General features: G+C 65.5%; 17 protein-coding genes. 10 read left to right on the plus strand and 7 right to left on the minus strand.

The window, feature by feature from the left end; translation table 11 throughout:
- Positions 1-290: 290 nt before the first annotated feature.
- Positions 291-1,718: an argonaute/piwi family protein gene (locus HFP15_RS03615; RefSeq protein ID WP_168511423.1), complete on the minus strand. Its 1,428-nt coding sequence runs from the start codon at positions 1,716-1,718 to the stop codon at positions 291-293.
- On the minus strand, positions 1,715-3,355 hold the full coding sequence (locus HFP15_RS03620) for an SIR2 family NAD-dependent protein deacylase (RefSeq protein ID WP_168511425.1): 1,641 nt from the start codon (positions 3,353-3,355) through the stop codon (positions 1,715-1,717). The genes HFP15_RS03615 and HFP15_RS03620 overlap by 4 nt, the downstream gene beginning before the upstream one ends.
- Positions 3,356-3,966: 611 nt before the next feature.
- Here HFP15_RS03620 and HFP15_RS03625 point away from each other — a divergent pair.
- Together HFP15_RS03625 and HFP15_RS03630 are read left to right on the plus strand one after the other, a co-directional pair.
- On the plus strand, positions 3,967-4,743 hold the full coding sequence (locus HFP15_RS03625; protein ID WP_168511428.1) for a hypothetical protein: 777 nt from the start codon (positions 3,967-3,969) through the stop codon (positions 4,741-4,743).
- 327 nt (positions 4,744-5,070) lie between these two features.
- The gene (locus HFP15_RS03630; protein WP_168511430.1) at positions 5,071-5,310 is read left to right on the plus strand and encodes a hypothetical protein; all 240 of its coding nucleotides are present in this window, start codon (positions 5,071-5,073) and stop codon (positions 5,308-5,310) included.
- Between the two features lie 100 nt (positions 5,311-5,410).
- Here HFP15_RS03630 and HFP15_RS03635 read toward each other — a convergent pair whose 3' ends face one another.
- The 3 genes from HFP15_RS03635 to HFP15_RS43780 all read right to left on the minus strand — a co-directional run bounded on the left by HFP15_RS03635 (position 5,411) and on the right by HFP15_RS43780 (position 7,158).
- Complete coding sequence (locus HFP15_RS03635; protein ID WP_168511432.1) at positions 5,411-5,974, minus strand: GntR family transcriptional regulator; 564 nt, start codon at positions 5,972-5,974, stop codon at positions 5,411-5,413.
- A gap of 424 nt (positions 5,975-6,398) precedes the next feature.
- Positions 6,399-6,665 carry a DUF2188 domain-containing protein gene (locus HFP15_RS03640; protein ID WP_312871447.1) on the minus strand — a complete coding sequence of 89 codons (267 nt, stop codon included), beginning with the start codon at positions 6,663-6,665 and terminating at the stop codon, positions 6,399-6,401.
- Positions 6,634-7,158, minus strand: coding sequence for a GntR family transcriptional regulator (locus HFP15_RS43780; RefSeq protein ID WP_168511434.1), 525 nt, complete (start codon positions 7,156-7,158; stop codon positions 6,634-6,636). Before HFP15_RS43780 ends, HFP15_RS03640 begins: the two co-directional genes overlap by 32 nt.
- 228 nt (positions 7,159-7,386) lie before the next feature.
- On the opposite strand from HFP15_RS43780, the gene HFP15_RS03650 reads away from it, so the two are divergent.
- Together HFP15_RS03650 and HFP15_RS03655 are read left to right on the plus strand one after the other, a co-directional pair.
- Positions 7,387-8,736: a helix-turn-helix domain-containing protein gene (locus HFP15_RS03650; RefSeq protein WP_168511436.1), complete on the plus strand. Its 1,350-nt coding sequence runs from the start codon at positions 7,387-7,389 to the stop codon at positions 8,734-8,736.
- On the plus strand, positions 8,724-9,248 hold the full coding sequence (locus HFP15_RS03655) for an NUDIX domain-containing protein (protein WP_168511438.1): 525 nt from the start codon (positions 8,724-8,726) through the stop codon (positions 9,246-9,248). The genes HFP15_RS03650 and HFP15_RS03655 overlap by 13 nt, the downstream gene beginning before the upstream one ends.
- Here the strand turns inward: HFP15_RS03655 and HFP15_RS03660 are convergent.
- Together HFP15_RS03660 and HFP15_RS03665 are read right to left on the minus strand one after the other, a co-directional pair.
- Entirely contained in the window at positions 9,245-10,594 is a 1,350-nt protein-coding gene (locus HFP15_RS03660) for an FAD-binding protein (protein ID WP_168511440.1), read from the minus strand. The genes HFP15_RS03655 and HFP15_RS03660 overlap by 4 nt on opposite strands.
- Positions 10,595-10,609: 15 nt before the next feature.
- On the minus strand, positions 10,610-12,892 hold the full coding sequence (locus tag HFP15_RS03665; RefSeq protein ID WP_168511442.1) for an ATP-binding protein: 2,283 nt from the start codon (positions 12,890-12,892) through the stop codon (positions 10,610-10,612).
- 323 nt (positions 12,893-13,215) lie between these two features.
- Between HFP15_RS03665 and HFP15_RS03670 the strand changes: the two genes are divergently transcribed.
- The 6 genes from HFP15_RS03670 (at position 13,216) to HFP15_RS03695 (ending at position 17,478) form a co-directional block, all read left to right on the plus strand.
- Positions 13,216-13,536 (plus strand): DUF6355 family natural product biosynthesis protein, encoded by a 321-nt coding sequence (locus HFP15_RS03670; RefSeq protein ID WP_168511327.1) that lies wholly within the window; start codon positions 13,216-13,218, stop codon positions 13,534-13,536.
- Positions 13,537-13,819: 283 nt separating this feature from the next.
- Complete coding sequence (locus HFP15_RS03675) at positions 13,820-14,428, plus strand: SAF domain-containing protein (RefSeq protein WP_168511444.1); 609 nt, start codon at positions 13,820-13,822, stop codon at positions 14,426-14,428.
- Between the two features lie 267 nt (positions 14,429-14,695).
- Positions 14,696-15,139, plus strand: a complete 444-nt coding sequence (locus HFP15_RS42505; RefSeq protein WP_376768843.1) for a prepilin peptidase — start codon at positions 14,696-14,698, stop codon at positions 15,137-15,139.
- 28 nt (positions 15,140-15,167) lie between these two features.
- Entirely contained in the window at positions 15,168-15,734 is a 567-nt protein-coding gene (locus HFP15_RS03685; protein WP_168511446.1) for a hypothetical protein, read from the plus strand.
- Between the two features lie 512 nt (positions 15,735-16,246).
- Positions 16,247-16,678, plus strand: a complete 432-nt coding sequence (locus tag HFP15_RS03690) for a hypothetical protein (RefSeq protein ID WP_312871449.1) — start codon at positions 16,247-16,249, stop codon at positions 16,676-16,678.
- Positions 16,679-16,779: 101 nt separating this feature from the next.
- Positions 16,780-17,478, plus strand: coding sequence for an SAF domain-containing protein (locus HFP15_RS03695; RefSeq protein WP_168511448.1), 699 nt, complete (start codon positions 16,780-16,782; stop codon positions 17,476-17,478).
- The last annotated feature ends 38 nt before the right edge of the window (positions 17,479-17,516 follow it).

Raw genomic sequence — 17,516 nt, forward strand, 5'->3', positions numbered from 1 at the left:
TGGCACGGGGAATCTCCCGTGGATCTGTGTCCGAGGGGGAATCGGACACGGAAACGTGGCGTCCCTGCAGAATGCAGGTGTTCATGCGACAGACCATGCCATGTGTCGCGATGGACCGCCAGCATGTTCACGCGTCTGATTCATTGTCGCAAGTTCTTATGCTCCAACGAGTCTGGCGGCGAGCGCAGCGTACGTCCCCGATTCTGCAAACACCACTTGCGGTGATCGGAAAGTCGGCGAGACTGGGTTCAAGCGCCTTTACTGTAACTCGATTGTCGTTTGATCACTTCTCACATGAACAGGCGAAAGTCGTAGGGTACATTCGTAATTCGTTCCGTCTTCACGACGCGCGCCAGAACCTGAGCGTAAGTGATTGTGGCAGGTAGGGATGAATAGAGCGAATCGGTGTTCCAGTCCATCTTTGACAGCGCGAGTATTTGGGCGGCTGGCTCGGCCAGTGCTCCGGCGCCTACATGCCGGGTGATGTGTACCGGACGCGGGGTTCCTTTCTTGCCCTGGAGGTAGTTCTTGCCGTTGAGGGTGGCGGTTCGGGCATTGCCGGCTATCCACAGCAATGCGGAGTGGTCGTCCAGTTGCGTTAATGTTCCGCGGTCGATTGCGTAGCCGTATGACAAACCTTGCGTTTTGCTGGGCGGGGGACCGGTGACGAGTACGCCGCGCCATGCCGGGCGGCTGATGGAGACGCAGGTCAGGCCGTCGACACGGCCCCAGGCGTCGACGGCGCCGGCGATCTCGTCGTCGTTGAACGCGATCTGCTTGTGCACGACGAGCTGCTTCGGTTGCCGTCCCGCGTGCCGGTCGGCGTAGACCGACAGGGAACGGCTCACCACCGTACGCATACCCTGGCGGGACAGAAGCGGGTTACGGGTATCGACATCGTCGAAGACCTCGTGGGCGATGAACTCCAGTCCTCCGCCTTCGGCATCGAACATCTGACTGCAGCAGACGACGAACTGCTGGTCCGGGCCGCCGGAATCGCGGATCCCGTACGCGAGGCCGAGATACGCCGCGCCGGGGTCGAGCAGGCCGCCAACCGCGAGCTTGTACGGTGTTCCGCCGGCTTTGGCATACAGGGCGGTAGCGAGCCGCCAGCGAACCGAGGCGCGGCACCGGTAGTCGAGAGCCTGCTGGGTCAGAATCTGTGTGGTGAGGCCGAGGCTCGCGGCATGTACTTTCACGTGGTCGTGCAAGTGGAAACCGTCGGCGACGAAGTACCGTTGCCACCGTTCGGGCAGGTAGAAAACGATGACATCGAACTGAAGCCGCAGCGTGAAAAGCCGGTCGAGGCCGTCCGTCAGGGCCTGTCCCAGAACCCGATGCGGCTTTTTGCTCGCGGCGAGCGAGGCATCAAGGTTGCCGGGAAGATCGATGCGCGCGCTTTCGGCGGGGACGAGCGAGGCGTCGAACGCTTGGGTGAAGCCAGGATAGGGAGGTAGGTATTCGCGTCGCTCGGTCGGCGCGGCTTCGACGCGCAGTTCTTCTAGAAGCATCTTCATCTGGCTGCGAGCATCCGCCGGGCCGAGGGTCGCGACGCGCACCTGCCGGCGTTCGCCGCTCAGCGTCCCTGGAGCGAAGGGTTTGAACGTGCCGATCCCGACGAGTGGATTGGGATGGCGTTGCCGGGAATCTGCCGGGTCGAATGCGAGGTCTGGCTCGGCCAGTCGCTGGTGAACCAAGCTGAGGGCATCGGCGGTCATGGCACCTGTCCTGGTGTTATCTGGATGGGGGAGCCTGCTAGCTGTTGGGAGATGACTGGCCTGTTGGTCAAGCAGAACACTGCGTCGACACCGGCACTTGGCTCAGTCCCGAAAGCGCGTGCCGTGCCGCCGCCAGCCACCAAGAGCTTCAGCCACGCGCCCAGGATTGCTCCCGCCTGCCTGTTGTAGCGGTTCGCCGTGCGTTCGCGAACGAACTCTGCTGCCAGTTTGGCCGCGGCATCCCGGCTTGGCGCCGGATTCTGAGCCGATACGAACGTGGGGCGGACCCAGATGTCGGGTGCGAAGACCATAAGCCAATGGCCATCGACACATTCCAAGCCAATGGTCACGCTCTCGGCCCATGGCAACGTGGCGCCGTCGGGGCCGGGTAAGGCACCAGTCACCGGACCACCGACCGCCGTCTGAAGTGCCTTGAGCGTGGGCGACGAGCTGGATGGTGGTTTCGTGGCGCCGGGCCGAGGTGTTCGCACACGCACCATCGGGCGATGCCCGCCGCGCAGTACCGTCGTCAGGCCGGTACCTCGTGCGAGTGCCTGCGTGAGCGCTTCGGCCAGCAGGCCGACGGTTCCGTTGTCAACGGTGCCATCGTGGCCTGGTCGGAGTGGGACGATCTCGTCGGTCACGTTCACATTGAGCGGGCGCAATGTGCTTTGGAGTTCCTCGTCGGACCCGAAGGCGGCGAGCTCGCCTGCTGCCCAGCCGACGGTCGCACGGACCCGGTCGGCCCGGAGCGCGCGCCGGATGGCGGCGAGGTCTGACGATGTTGCCCCCTTGAGCCGCCGTGCGGCCGGTGGCAGGGAAGTGATCTCGACGGCGCCGAACCGGACCTGCGGATATTTCTGCACCTTTCCGTCGACGCGAGCGGCGGGGGTGCGCACTGGTCGCGGACGTAAGGCTTTCAGCCGATTCCGGACCGGTGTGGTCAGGCCGCAGGCTGGTTCCAGCACGCTCATCAGTTCGCCGAAGCCGCCGACGACCACTTCGTGGACGGGCTCCACTCCCGCAGCCCGCGCTCTGCGGAGAAGGTCCGCGACAGTCGCCGGGAGTGGATCTTCTGGGCGCCGGACCCAGGTCAAGCCGGACGGAAACGGATGGGGTTTCTCCAGGACCTCGGACAGCATCTGCATCACGGCGGCATCTCTGCCGCTGTAGCCGGCGACAACAAGCCCGTACCGGCACAATTGCGTCTGGAGCATGGACCGAAGCGCCGGATCGTGCAGGGCCAATTCGGCCTCAGTGTTGGACAGAGTGACGGTGCCAAGGTCACCATGAACCTTCACCAGGACCAGTTGCCGGTCGGTCGCCAAGGCGAAGCGTGTACCGTCCGAGCTCTGGGGGTGGAACACAACGAGACGCTTTGTATTGTCAACCTCAAGCAGCATCCCATTGAGGGCGTCCTCGAGTAGCTGGTCGAAATTCGTTGTGACGATCAGTGGCGCGAGGCCGGAAGCTGCGAGGCCGGCAAGAACGTGCTGGCCATGATGTGGCGTGCTTTTGTTCAGCTCATCCATGACGAAGAGGGCGCGAGAGTCACGATCTGGATAGGTCCGCTCGAAGATCGCAGAGTAAAAGGCGTCGTCGGCCAGCGCGGGTAGTCCGCCCTGGCCGTCGTACAACGAATGAACCTTGTCCCGCCAACCTGGCTGTGCCAGGACTGAGTCCGGCGTCATCCCATTGTCGCTCGCATACAATATCGCGAGTAATCGGTCAATCAGCTGGCCGGCCGTGGGGACTCCTGCTTCGACGCTGGTGCCGGCTCCGACGAGCCAGGCGGTGTTTCGCGCCCGGCGGGCGAACCCGCGCGCGAACGTGCGGGCATCGAGAGCGGGGGCACGTGAAGGGCCGGGATGTAGTGTGGCCATTCGGTGTTCCTCGTATTCCGGCTGCGTTCTGGAGAGAAATGGTTGTTGCGGGGACGAGCAGGGTGAGCAGCCGTCACCGACGGTAATCCGAAACGATCTCACGTCAAGCTGGACACGCCGTGTCGGGTCATCTGAAGCTTGAGTAACCCGATCGGGTTGCTTGGCGGGGATTTGGGCGGCTGACGGTCGGGACGGCGGTAACCGGACGGCCCGGCCGCGTATCAACAACGCTGTGTCTTCCGATGGGTAGGGCCAGAGCGGATACCTTGACGTCGGTGCCCGGGACGGTGCTGGAGACGAGGCCGACCTGTGGTGCCGCTCGATGGTCTGAGTAGAGTGTGCCGTCGCACGATGAGGGGGACTCGATGGCTGCAGACGAACCGGATAGTCACTCTGATCTGAACGAAGCGCTGCACACGGGAGCGGAACTCAGCCGCACGGCCCGGGTAGCCGCCAGTCTGTCAGCGCTGGCGCTGGGTGGTGCCGGCGGGACCGCAGTGTTCATGACCGACAACCAGGCGGGCACGGCAGTGCTGCTGGCCGCCGGTGCGTTGTTCGGCTTGATCGGCCTGAGCGGGCGCTTGCCGAGCCGCATCAAGTTCGGCGACAACGAGGTCCAGATGCCGCCGCCAATCGCCAAGGCCGTGGCCAAACGCATCGAGGATGCGGAGCCGGAGGAGGCGGAAGAGCTTGTCGCGGCCGTCGTCAACGCAAACCCTTCTGGCTCACAAGCACGTTCAGCATTTGACCTCCAGGTTGCTGCCGGCCGTCGACTATATGCAATGGTGTACGAACAGGACGTGGGCGCTGTACTGAGGGCCTTGGTCAGAGCCCGGGCCGTGGATCTTCGGTCAGACGATCGCGTATTCGACTTCGTCCTCGAAGGCAAACGGCGGGTTGCCGTTGAGGTGAAGTACGGACTCGCTGGGGCATCTGCCCAGACCATCGGCTCGCTGGTCGGACGGGCCGCCATGAGTGGACATCCAGAGGTCGTCTTCGTGACCAACAGACCGTTTACGGGGCGGCTTCAACGACTTTGGGAAGATGCCGTCGAGTCCGGCGTCGTGCGGCTTCATCTTGTCATCGGTGAGACGGCGGAGGAGCTCCGTGAACAGCTGGAACCTCTGGTCGCGGATCTGTAGCAAGCATTGCCGACCGCTCGCGGTGGCCGCTACTGGGGAGTTGCGCGTAATGAAAGCCGAGAACGGCATCGACCTTCGCGAATGTGACTTCCGGTGTCACCGCCGCTAATCTTGCACCATGGTGCTTCGCTTGGCCCGTTGACGAGGAACCAACGGGCACCCACGTCTCTCGGACCTGTCTCCGAAGAGGACTGGGACAAGGTGATGACGCTGCAGACTGGGGTTGCGCTCAAGTTCTCGAGCTATGAGGACACGGCGGTGTCGTAGTTGGTCCGACTTAACCTGGATTGGATCTTCTCCTGGCCCCAACCCGGCGAGGCTCCCTTCATGGAAGAGGCCAGCCTGCTTGCCGGTGAAGAGTTCGATGCGCTTGTGTTCAACGCGTTGCACGGCCCCGCCTACCACGACAGCATCACACGACTGGCCCGCTCAGGAGTGCCCATCATGGACCCCGACGACGTAACCACCCGAGCCGACGACGGCCTCGCCACTTTCGAATGGTCCAAGATACACGCGGCGATCAAGGATCTCCGCCCGCGAGAGACCTCGACGGCCAGCCGCACGTGAGATGCCCGTTCTGTGCTTACGCAGAATTCGGGTGCTCGTTGGATCAGCGGCGTTGTCGACCTGGTCTGGGTACGCGGCCGTCGAATGGGGCCTCTCAAGGTCACGCGCCAAACCGCCCAGTTCCGTTGCAGGGGTTCGGCTCCAGGGGCTGAGACTGACGTGCGACGACCGCGTTTTCGAGCGCGTCCAGCCGCCGCAGCGCCTTTCGGGAAAGGTTGGAGGAGTCAGTCACCTCACACGGAATCTCCTGAAGGAGCCGCATGGTTCTGCGCTCGAAGTCCAGGACACGGTCGACGAGGTGCCAGATATCGCCACAAGCGACCAGCGGCTGGGTTACCTCGCAGGCCTCCCAGCGCTGCCGTTTGTCTCCGCGCACCGGTGTATTTCTGCGTCGCGGCTGCTCCTGTGCGGCACGCGACGACGCGACGAAGGTGCCTTGACCCGTGACGGTGAACACCTTGCCCTGCTCGCGCAACTCGGCGACCGCGTCGGAGATCACCGGGGTGGAGACGTCATACTGCTCGGCAAGGTCCTTCTGGCGCGGCATTCGTCCGTCAGGCCACTCGTCTGCCTCCATCCGGCCCACCAGATGCTCGGCCACCTGCCGCCACGGCGCAACCGGGCCGTCTGGGTCGATGCGGTATTGCGTGGATTCGCTACTCATGTCCCTGATCCTCTCCGGGCGTGGCGCGATCGCGGCTCAGCTGCATGCCAGCCTCAGGGCGCCGCGCTCCGGCTTCGGCCTGGGCAGCCGGGTACATCGCAATCAGCGCCTCACGCAGTGCCGCGCGTAACCGTCCAACCTGGACCGGGCTGAACGAGAGCATGTCGGCTCCGGTGGCGAGCGTCAACCTGTCTACCGCCGTGGACACCCAGACATCCGTACGGTGACCATCTCGACCTCGACAGGGCACCGACCACGCGCGGCCCGCACGGTCACGTCTGGAGACCGCCGGACATCGGTGCGTTCCCGGCCCCTTACTATGCCTCCCCACGCCAATCCCCTTTCTTAAAAGCCAGACTCTGCGAGTTTCGCTAGGTTTTCATCGTCGACGGACTGATCCGGCGCGTTGTCGAATTCCTCCGGATCAGCGTGAAGCTACGGGTCCTTTTCCGTAGAAGCGCCGTGTCTCGATGGAGCCATCGCGACGCTGTATCGTGACGATACTGGGCTGGTTCGCCTGGGCAAGACGGGCAGCAGCGTTGACCGCATCCCGCTTGCGCCCGTGGTGAGACAAGACTTCGTTCTGACGCGTGACGTCCCAGTCACCTGCGATCGGCGAAACCCAATACTGCTGGTGCGCGCTTTGATGCATTGATGCCTCACCACTTCTGGTCAGATTCGTCATAGTCATTGCTAAGAAGGTGCGCCCGGGCCCGCTTCAGATCGTCGACAAGCTTTTCCGACAACACGACAGCGCCGCCGCTCTCGACACGCATTTGCACGGCCGGGCCTGCCGCGGTGACGCGGCGCTCGATCGACACCGGCGCTGACGTTCCGGCGAGATCGACACCCTCGATGATCCTCCGGGGCACCTCAGCGCTGCGCTCGGATTCCCGGGTCTCTTGCCGCTGCCCCGAGCTCGCGACATACGTACCTTTGGACCGCACGGTAACTACGAGCCCGCGCTCCCGCAACAGCCTTGTCGCCTGCCGGACCGTTCCCAAGGACACGTCGTACTGCGCGGCAAGGTGGCCCTCCGCTGGCAGTGGGTCAGTGCGACGCAGGTCGCCTGCGGCGATGCGATCGGCCAAGTGTTCGGCCACCATTTCGTACAGATAGCGACTTGGTGCTGCGATCGGGTTGAATGGCCGCGCGTTCTGATGAGCCGGACTTTCGTCACTCATGACGTGATCACCGCAAGCGTCCACAGTAGGTACCAGCCGTGCGAGCCATTGCTGTTAGCCATGATCACTCCTTCCACGTGCCGTCGTGGCTGCGAAAACGGTCGCTCGTCGTCGACACAACAACGTGACGGCGAGCGTGCGGAACCCTGTGCATTCGCTTGGCACACCGCCAGTCACCTGCGACAATGTGGATCGCGCCCATCGTGATTAAGGAAGAGGCCAGCCAGCATGGAACGCGAACCGAAGGAAATAGCCGCGCAGCGGCGCGTTCTGGGCCAGCTCCTGGCTGCAAATCGTCAACTTGCCAACCTGACCCAGGCGCAGCTCGCGCGGCAACTGTATTGTCACCGCACCGTAATCGTGCGCCTCGAAGCCGGGCAACGTAGTAAGGACCGCACCTTCTGGCAACGTGCAGACGATGAACTCAATGCTGGTGGCGCACTGATTGCGGCTCTTGCTGAGCTTGAGACGCTGACAGCGAACTACGAGCGCCGGATTCGCGACTCCGAAATCGCAGCCGCCCGGCGTACCATCGCAGCCTGGCGACAGCGACCGGCGGTCACGCCCGTCCACGATCTTGATGGGGCGACTCACGATCTCGTGTCGCGGTCGCCAACACGAGCGGCGACGTCCGTCGAGCTGACCACGAGAGCTGACCTGGCGGCGATCAAGGCGATGGCTGCTGGTTACCGCACCGCGGATCGGCAGGTTGGCGGCGGAAAACTTTACAACAATGTGCTGAGCTATCTTCGCGCCGAGATCAGCCCACGGCTGTTGGAACCGGCGAACGGGTCGACGTGCCGTCACCTGTTCGCTGCGGCTGCCTCCCTGACGGAAATGGCCGGCTGGATGGCCCACGACAACGGGCGGGACCAGCACGCCCGGAATCACCTGGATCAGGCCTACCGGCTCGCTTCTGCGGCTGGCCACCCTAGTGTCACGGCTAACGTGTGCGCCAGCATGAGCCACCTCGCGCGGCAGCTTGAGGCCCCGACGGACGCGGTCCGTATCGCGGAAGCCGGTCTGCGACACGCGACCCACGCTCCAGCGCGACACCGGCTATCCGCGCGCCTCCACGCGATGCGCGCCCGTAGCCTGGCCACCGTTGGCAGCACTCGCGAATGCCGCGCGGCCTTGACCACTGCGGAAGAGGCTCTCAACCGCGTGGACGGAGACGGACTTGGTGAATGGATCAGTCCGTTCGATGAAGGCGCACTGGCTAGCGAGGCCGCGTTGTGCCTCAGCGAGCTTGGCGACCTCCGGGCCGCCGAGGCACAGGCGCGCCGGGTCCTGGAGCTGCGCGTCGACGACCGGGTCCGTAGCCGCGCCTTCGGCCAACTCACCCTCGCCCAGATCCTTGTCCAGGCCGACGAGGTCGAGGAAGCTGCCGCGCTCGGCGGTCAGGTGACGGCCCTCGCCACCTCGCTCGCCTCGGCGCGCGTGCTCGCGCGCCTGGACGACCTTGCCGAAGCGCTCCAACCCTACGCCTCTCTAGCAGGAGTCGCGGAGTTCCTGGCAGACTACGACCATGCGCAAGGTAACGCGGCAGGGTCGGGCGAGGACACGTGGCCGGTGTAGGTGACGCTGACGACCCTGACCGCTTTGCCTACCTTGCCGAAGGTAACGCGAAACAAGCACGCAAAAGGGTGGCTGCCGACGTACTGTTGACCGACACTGCCGGGCAGATTCTCCTGGTTAACCCGACCTACAAACCGGACTGGGACATGCCCGGTGGCATGGCGGAGGCCAACGAACCACCCCGCGCCGCCGCACGACGTGAGCTCCGTGAAGAGCTTGGCCTCGATCTTGAGGTTGGCCAACTGCTGGTCCTGGAATGGGCACCTCCCCACGGGCCGTGGGACGACACCCTGATGTTCGTCTTCGACGGCGGCACGCTAGACGATGCCACGATCGCGACTTTGCAGCCGACGGACGCCGAGCTCGACGAACTCGCCTTCATGCCAGCCGACGACGCTCGCTCTCTGCTACGTCCCTACGTCTGGCACCGGCTCAATGCCGCACTCCAAGCACGACAGGATGCGACAACCGTGTACTTCGAGGCCCAGCAACACCAGCAGTATCGAGGCTAGTTTCGTACCAAGCCTGGGCGGAGAATGTTGCGCGGGTCGTAGCGTTGCTTGGCCGCTGCCAGGCCAGCCCACGTCGGGCCGTAGTGGCTGCGCCAATCAGCCTCGTCGAACGGGATTGTCCCAACTGGATAGACGGTGCCCGCGCTTTCGAGTGCTGTTTCGTACCACTGCCGATTGGCCACGATCAGTCTCTGGGGGGCGGCCGGATCGTCAGGCGGTGCGAAGCGTAGCCCAGCGACGAGGAACACGACGGACTCGTCGGGCACGCGGAACAAGGGCGTGGTGAGCGGCCGGGTGAAGATCGGGTAGACGAGTAGGAGACCGGACGCTCCGAGGTCGGCGTGTTGAAGATCGGCCAGGGTCGGCTCGAGGAAGGCATCGGTGGCCGAGTCAGGGAGGAAGAGATTTGGCCACGGGTGTGGGTGGTGCCATTCTCCAGTCTGCTCTAGATACGTGGCGGTATCGGCGAGACGGTTGGCGAAGTCGAAGTACGACAGATCGTCGATCTGGTCCCTGGCCGAGTTGTACCCAAGGCCGTGCAACGCGGTCTGGTCGTCGGGTTGTTCGGGAGGGCTGTAGTACGTGGCGACTTCGAGCATGTGCGTCCAGCCTGATTCGACCGGCAGTACCTGGCCCTGCAGGAAATCGAACCGGCCGTCGTGCAGCAGCTGGCGTTGGTGGCTGAGCAGCTCCGCCGCGGTGGCGTAGTAGAGCTTGTAGCGGCGGACACGGGCGGGCGCCGGCGCGAGCCGGAGCGTCGCCTGTGTGATGACACCGCAGCGTCCGAGTCCGGCGAGTACCGCATGAAAAAGATCAGGAGACTCGGTGGGCGAACAGGTACGGACCACGCCATCGCCTGTGACGACTTCCAACGACAGCACGTTATCGGTCTGGACCCCGTGGCGATGGCTCGCGCCACCGACTCCTCCGGCCGACAAGGTGCCGCCGACGGAGACACCGAGGTAGTCGGTCAACACCGGCGGAGTCCGGTGCTGCTTCAGCGTGGCGTGGAGCACGTCGAGCCACCGTGCGCCGGCGCCGACCACGACGTGATCGTCGCCGACGTGGTGCACCTCGGCGAGGTGGTCCATTTCCACGACGATGCCGTCCGACACTTGGGCCTGACCGTAGCCGCTATGGCCCCGGCCGCGAGCCACCACAGGTATCGAGTGGTGATCCGCGTAACGGAGCACGGTGCTGATGTCCCCAGCCGACTGCGGGCGCAGGACCGCTCGCGGAAGCTCGCTGATAATGCGACCGAAGTCCATCGCCACACCTGTCCGCGCGTCGACGTCGGTCACCAGACACTCGTTGAGCTGGGGCAGCAGCGCGTCGATTTCCGTCATGTGTCAGGCACCCCCTCATGCCGAATCCGGCGAATCCGTCTCCGATTCTTCCTCAAGGTAGGCCAGTCGCGCCCGAACTTCGTCTCCCGCCGGATCACCGCGCTTGTCGAAGATTCTTAAGGCTTCGTACAGGTGCTTGCGGGCGGTATCTTTGTCGCCAGCACGCAGCAGCGCATGCGACAAGGCGTGTAGCGTGTCGGCCTCTCCCTTGTCATCGCGCGCCGACCGGTTCACCTCCAGCGCTTCGTTCAGATATCTCGCGGCCTCGGTGAAGTCGCCTGCAGCGGCGTGTGCATTGCCGACCTGATACAGCGCGAGCCCTTCACCGTAAACGTCGCCGATCTCGCGAAAGATCCCAAGTGCCCGGCTTGCGTAGTCGCGAGCATCTTCAGCGCGACGTTGCTCCCGGCACGTGTCGGCCAGGTGGATCAGCGTGACGGCTTCGCCGTGCCGGTCGTTCGCGGTCCGCTGGGTTGTCCGCCCTCGTTCGAGGTAGCTGCGCGCGAGGCCCAAGTGCCGCAACCCGGCGTGCGCCAGCCCCATGCCGACCAGGCTCCAGGCAGATCCCGAGCGGTCACCGGTAGAGTCGAGGACGTCATAGGCTCGCTGAAAGTGAATCAGGGCCTCCTCGAAACGTCGGAGCCCGAGACGGACGAGGCCGATGCCCTGTAGCATCACCGCCTCGCCAGCTGGATCGGCTTCCTCCCGCGCCGCGTCGAGCCCGAGTCGATAGGTGCTCTCCCAAGCGCCCCAGGGCTTGCGGAGATGAAAGTAGGGGAACAGCGCCCGCGGGATATGCCAGGCCAGATCGTGCTGGCCGAGCCGGTTGGCGAGTTTGATGATCGCTATGAAGTTCGGCAGCTCGGCTTCGCACCAGTCGAAGGCATCCTGGTACTCGGCGAAGATCGCAGCCGACGTCATTGGGTGATTCTCGTACGGGGCGAGCTTGCGGCCCGCGGCCTCTGCCGTATGCAGATACCAGATCAGTTCCCGGCGTTCGGCGGTGGCTCGCTCGTTCTCAGATTCCTCGACGGCGACTCGCTCGCTGGCGTACAGGCGAAGAAGGTCGTGCAATACAAAGCGTCCCTGTCTCATTTCTTCGACAAGGTGGCCTGCGGACAGCATGCGTAGCAAGGCATGTGCTCGTTCGGTCGAGGTATCCGCGAGCGCGGCGGCCGCACCGGCGCTGATTTCGCGGCCGGGATGCAAGCCGAGCCGGCGGAACATCTTGGCGGTAGCTGGTTCCAGTGAGCGGTAGGACCACGAGAAGACCGTGCGGACAGTGGTCTGGTCGTCGTCTTCGGCCGCGAGCGCGGCAAGCCGTGCACGTTCCTCGGTGAGCTCGGCGGCAAGGTCGGCCAGCGTAAGCGGCGGATGGGCAGCGATGCGCTCCCCGGCGAGTGCGACGGCCAGCGGCAGATGCCCGCAATGTTCCACAATCGCTTGCGCTACCTCCGGGTCCCCGTCAACCCGAGCCGGATCGACGATCTCGCGCAACAAGGTCAGCGCTTCGTCGGGTTTGAACGGTTCAAGGCGGACCTGGACGGCGCCGGTGCGCACGGCAAGGCCCGACAGGTGGGTTCGGGAGGTGACCAGGACTACGCACTCAGCAGCTCCGGGCAGCAGCGGTTGAACCTGGCCCGAGGAGCCCGCGTTGTCCAGCGCGATCAGCAGCCGCTGGCCATCGGTGAGACTGCGGAACAGTGCGGATCGCTCTTCGCCCGGAGGCGGCACCTCCGACGACGGTAGACCCAACGAGACCAGGAACTCTTCGAGGACTTCGTCGGGGTCCGCCGGAGCAGTCCGGTTGGGTGCGTGACCGCGGAGGTCGGCGAACAGGTGCCCATCGGGGAAGTCGCCGCGGTGCAGTTGCGCCCATTGCAGAGCAAGGGTGGTCTTGCCGACGCCCGGAGGTCCGTGGATCACGCCGACGGCTGATCGCGGACGGCGGGTCAGCAGCGTGTCGATGGCCTCGAGCTGGTGAACGCGGCCGACGAAGTGCCCGGCCCACCCGGGCAGCTGAGCCGGGCGGATCGCCGGACGGTGTTCGGCGCGTGCTTGGCGCGGGATCAGCGCCTCAAGTTCGCCATCAGCGCCAAGAGCCTCGTCACAAGCCGCAGCCAGTTCCGGGCTGGGTGCTTTGACGCAGTGCTCGACGTTGTTCAGGTGGCCCCGGCTGTAGTGGACACGATGCGCCAGCGCGGCGATGGACAGGCCTTGTTCTGACCGAAGTTCGCGGAGTTTTTTCGCGAACGCGCCTGCATCTCCGCTTGTGGCCGTATTCCGTATTCCGTTCATGTGAATACAGAAACCCCCTTGGCTCACCCCGCCGCGGCTACGAACACTGAAGTTGGCCGGGACGCGGCTGGTAGCGCAAACCCAAGTTCTCAGGGTAACGCAGCCGCTTTCGGGCTGAACCTCACACGAAAACAAACCCAAGGCTTCGCCTATTTGGGTGATAGACAACCGCTGTCCGTAATCGCGAAGGGGTAGTCACCATGCTCCACTGGGAAGAAAGAGTGACCAACAATTGCAGGGACATGACCGTCGCTGACGCTGTGCCTTCCCGTCGAACTCGAAGGTATTTCAGCCGCCGGCACCGAGCTGCTACGAAAGCTGCGGTGGGTGGACTGCTCGCCCTCGGCACCCTGCTCGCCCTCGGCACCCTGCTCGCCGGGCCAGGTACGGCGGCTGCCGCGGAGCACAAAACCGTTGAGGAGAAGTTGGCCGAACCCTGTGGCTATTTCCCGGTCGCGCAGTATCGACACTGCGACGGTGGGACCGGATCAACCGTCATGCTCGACGTGACGGACACATTCTGGGGAACCCACCACGTTTGTGTTGGCCCCGGCGTGACGAACCTTCAAGCCTACGTTCGGTGGGCCGTGATCGACGCATGGTGGAACGGCGGTGTCGGATGTGCCCCTGGCCTTTACGAATAGCGATCACGGGCGAGGACATCGAAGGCATGGTCAGGCATTACATGCTGGACTGCGAACACGTGCAATCGCTCCCTGCGATCACAGACGAGGCACTGACTGATCCCGATCAACTGCCCGGTTACGCATGGTGTGACCGCTGCCGCGCTTGGCGGATCGTCATCGAAGCCACCGACCCCGTCGACGACGCTGCCGACGAGATGTCCGGACCGGCTCGGAGGGCACCGTGATCACCATGTCGGAGTCGATACTCCATATCGACGGCCCGGTGCGTGACCAGGGGCCGATGACGGCGGACGAGACGCGCCGAATGCCGCGCTGGGCGCGCCACGTGATGGTTTTCGGGCTTGCTGCTGTAGCCCTGTTCAGCGCGGGCACCGTGCTCGCGCTCCACACTCAACGGGAGGCAGTTCTTGTCCTTGCCCGGGACAAGTGGTGGTCCGAGAAGATCACCGCCGACGATCTCACCACTGTGGACATCCCGTCCGACCGTAACCTGGAAGCGATCCAGGCTGGCGAGAGGGACACCGTCATCGGGCAGACCGTGACCACCGGCCTTCCCGCCGGGAGCGTCCTGACCCGGAAGGATCTCAACTCGCCCGAGTTCCCCTCTGGGGGAGCACAGCTGGTGGGGCTGCGGACGGAGGTCGGCCAACGACCAGCACAGCCGATCCGTCCTGGGGCGGAGGTCTGCGTCTCTCCGCTTCCCGCGGCATTACCGTGCGACGCCGACGGATCGAGTCGGGGTGGTTCGTTCCGCGCCTACGTGGCTGACGCCAGCGAGCCCGACCCGATCGGCGTTGTCGTGGTCGATGTAATGGTCTCGCACACCTACGCGCGGGCTGCCCTTGCCGCCGCGACGCGGCCGATCATCGTCTCCCTCATGGGGCCGTAGTGCGCGTTGTCACGAAAGGAGGAGATCCAATGGACGGCAATCGTGGACGCGCGCGCCGCATAGGAACGAGGGGTGTTTCGAGTGGCGACCATACTATGGCCCATCGCCGGGGGGATGCTGGTTGGTCCCGGAGTGGTTGCCGCGGCCGAACGCACCATCGGCCCGCCGTTACAGCGAAGCTCATATGCGGCAGCAATGGCCGCGGCGTCAGCTGGATGTGCGGCCCTGTTCGCAACCGGATGGGCAAGGTTTGGGCCGAGCCCGCTGATGGTCGCGTGGTGCTGGGCATGCGCGACGAGCTGTGTGCTGACGATCACCGACGTACGGTCTCGGCGTTTGCCGTTCCCGATCGTGGCCGTCATGGCGGCGGGTGGCTTGGGGTGCCTGACGATGGCTGCGGCGGCCGAGAATCGTTGGACGCACGTGGGCTTCGCCTGCGTGGCCGCGGTGGGGGTGTTCGCGGCGGCGGCAGCGGTGCAGGTGGTGGCGCCGGAGTACACGGGTGGCGGAGACACCGCCCTGTACGGAGCGGTCGCGCTTTATCTGGGCTGGTTCGGCTGGCATGGTTTGGTGACCGGCCTGCTGCTGGCCACCGGCCTGACCGCTGTGGTCGCGATCCTGATCGCGGTGGTCACGCGCCGAGCTCGGGCGCGGTTTCCCGCTGGGCCGTCGGTACTGGCCGGTGCGCTGCTCGGGATGCTGATCGCCTAACTACGAGGCCAAGAACGCGGGGGAATGCATGATGGTTTTGACGAACTGCCGCTCGTTGGCTCGGCGTCTAATGGTGGCGATACCGCTCGGCGCGCTGTCGCTGGTAGCCGGATGTGGCAGCGCTCCGCAGCCGACCACACTGTCGTCGGTGAATCTGTCCGCCGCGCCGTCGCAAGCGCCCGCCCCGCCGGTTCAGGATGAACGGGCGGCGGTGGAGGCGGCTTACACCCAGTTCTGGCCACGCTCGTCCCAAGCCCCGCACAAGCCGGAGGACACCTGGCAGGGCACGATGGCCCTGATCGCGGTCGACCCGCAGTTGAGCATCACGTTGGAGGCAATGCACCGTAACAGGGCGGCCGGGTTGACCACCTACGGCGAGGTCGTCGTGCGCATCTCCTCGGTCGAGGTTGCGGGTAACACGGCCACGGTCGTCGACTGCCAGGACGCCTCCCGCGCGGGTCAGGCCGACGCGGGCACCGGGGACCCGAAAACGGTTGGTGTGTCTCGAATGCCGGTGACCGCGGCGATGAAGCGGGATCCGGTGTCTGGGCAGTGGAAGGTGGCTCAGCTCAACTTTCCTGGGGGTGCGTGCTGATGCGCCGTGGACTGCTCGCGATCCCCATATGTTTTGCCGCGGTAACAGGGCTGTTGGCGAGCAGCCGATCGCTCGCTGCGGCTGAAGGGGTTGAGTCCGGCGACGACGGTCAGGTGATCGTGACGCCAGTGGACCCGTTTGGCCAGTATGCGCCGCCGCAGGTTGACCTGGGGGCCCTGTACTCGCACGGCGAGGCACCCGTAAACCGCAGCGGGCCGCAAGCGAAGTCGCGCGGGGTGGGAGCGGGCAGGGGCGGAGCCGGGCCGGCGAACATGCCCAGTGGTCTACGCTCGGGCTGCTTCCTGGGCGGGTTCGGTATGGGTGCCCGACCAGGGGGTGGCCCAGCTGGCGGCGGCGCCTTCGGGGTGCGGTGTCTGCCGGCCGTTCCGGCGGACACCCCGCCCGAGGCATCGGCTCCACTCCCTCCACCGCCGCCGACTCCGGCACAGCTAGCCGCACGAGCCTTCGAGCAGCTTCGCCTTCCTCTGCCGGTGCCGCGGCATTCGCCAGATGTGCGATTGCCGGATGGACGGGACGCCACGATCGTCGGGGAGAACACCTGGTTGTGGACCGACCGCAGCGTCTGGAAACCAGCCGTGCAGAGGGTGCAGGTCGGCCCGGTCTGGGCCGAGGTGACCGCCACCCCGGTGGGCATGACCTTCAACTCCGGCACCGGCGGCGCGATGTCGTGCTCTGGGCCGGGCACCCCCTATGACCGCTCGTACGGCTTACATGCGGCCAGCCCGGACTGCGGCTTCGTCTACACCCGCTCCTCGGTCGGGCTACCGAACGACCAGGCCACGGCGGAATGGGCGATCCAGTGGTCGGTGAGCTGGGTCGGTTCGGACGGCGCCGCAGATGTCGGCGGGGATTTCCCGCAGATGAGTTCGCGGGCGACGGCGACGTTCGCGGTCGCCGAGGTGCAGGCGCTGCGCGCGAACTGACGAGCAGGATTTTGACAACCGCATTCTGCGACGTATCGGTTTCTCGCGTTCTGCGGACATAACGGCAACAACTTTTCTGGAATGGGGAGGGAGTGACCCCAGTGGGTACTGCTGTGTCTTTTTCCCGGCCGCCGCAGCCGCGCAGCGGCGACTCGGTGGCTGCGGACCAGCCCGACGGCGGCGCTGGTCCGCGGGTGCCGCGGCGGCGCCGCTGGTGGCTGCTGGGCGTCGCGGTGGCGCTGGCCGCGGTGGTCGCGTACGGCAACTGCGCGCTGATCGCGGGTCAGGACGAGCGGGTCGAGGTGTTGGTGCTGACTCGGGATGTGGGCTGGGGCCAGCGGATCGGTGAGGGCGATCTCGGCGTGGCCAAGGCGGTCCCGGACCAGGCGCTGGCCTCCGTCTCCGCCAGCGACCGAGCAGGGGTGGTCGGCCAGGTCACGCGCTCGACGCTGCCCGCGGGCACCATGCTTGCCCCCGGCCAGCTCACCGCCCAACCGGTTCCCGGGCCGGGCGAACGCCTCGTCGGGTTGCCGGTCAAGCCGGGGCACCTGCCCGCACGCGGGTTGGCGCCCGGTGACCTGGTCCAGGTGATCCCGGTTGCGGGTGGCACGGGCACCGATGGGAGCCAAGCCACGGCGAGCGCGGCCGGGCCGTTTCGGGCGCGGGTGCTCGGAGTTGGCCCGCCGGACTCCACTGGCACGGTCACGGTCGATGTCCTGGTCGGCGCGGACACCGCGCAGGCCGCAAGCAGCGCCGCCGCGGGCCAGGTGGTCCTGGTCCAGCTCGGCCCCGGCGCCTAGGAGCAACTGCTGTCTGGAAGGGCGGTGAGGGTGTTGGC

The organism is Amycolatopsis acididurans, assembly GCF_012328925.1.
Taxonomy (GTDB): domain Bacteria; phylum Actinomycetota; class Actinomycetes; order Mycobacteriales; family Pseudonocardiaceae; genus Amycolatopsis_E; species Amycolatopsis_E acididurans.

Bases quoted from the DNA above. Each gene is read 5' to 3' on its own strand.
- HFP15_RS03650 (WP_168511436.1), top strand. From the start codon at position 7,387: ATGGAACGCGAACCGAAGGAAATAGCCGCGCAGCGGCGCGTTCTGGGC.
- HFP15_RS03635 (WP_168511432.1), bottom strand. From the start codon at position 5,974: ATGAGTAGCGAATCCACGCAATACCGCATCGACCCAGACGGCCCGGTT.
- HFP15_RS03675 (WP_168511444.1), top strand. From the start codon at position 13,820: ATGACGGCGGACGAGACGCGCCGAATGCCGCGCTGGGCGCGCCACGTG.
- HFP15_RS03685 (WP_168511446.1), top strand. From the start codon at position 15,168: ATGATGGTTTTGACGAACTGCCGCTCGTTGGCTCGGCGTCTAATGGTG.
- HFP15_RS03625 (WP_168511428.1), top strand. From the start codon at position 3,967: ATGGCTGCAGACGAACCGGATAGTCACTCTGATCTGAACGAAGCGCTG.
- HFP15_RS42505 (WP_376768843.1), top strand. From the start codon at position 14,696: ATGGTCGCGTGGTGCTGGGCATGCGCGACGAGCTGTGTGCTGACGATC.
- HFP15_RS43780 (WP_168511434.1), bottom strand. From the start codon at position 7,158: ATGAGTGACGAAAGTCCGGCTCATCAGAACGCGCGGCCATTCAACCCG.
- HFP15_RS03660 (WP_168511440.1), bottom strand. From the start codon at position 10,594: ATGACGGAAATCGACGCGCTGCTGCCCCAGCTCAACGAGTGTCTGGTG.
- HFP15_RS03615 (WP_168511423.1), bottom strand. From the start codon at position 1,718: ATGACCGCCGATGCCCTCAGCTTGGTTCACCAGCGACTGGCCGAGCCA.
- HFP15_RS03665 (WP_168511442.1), bottom strand. From the start codon at position 12,892: ATGAACGGAATACGGAATACGGCCACAAGCGGAGATGCAGGCGCGTTC.
- HFP15_RS03640 (WP_312871447.1), bottom strand. From the start codon at position 6,665: ATGACTATGACGAATCTGACCAGAAGTGGTGAGGCATCAATGCATCAA.
- HFP15_RS03630 (WP_168511430.1), top strand. From the start codon at position 5,071: ATGGAAGAGGCCAGCCTGCTTGCCGGTGAAGAGTTCGATGCGCTTGTG.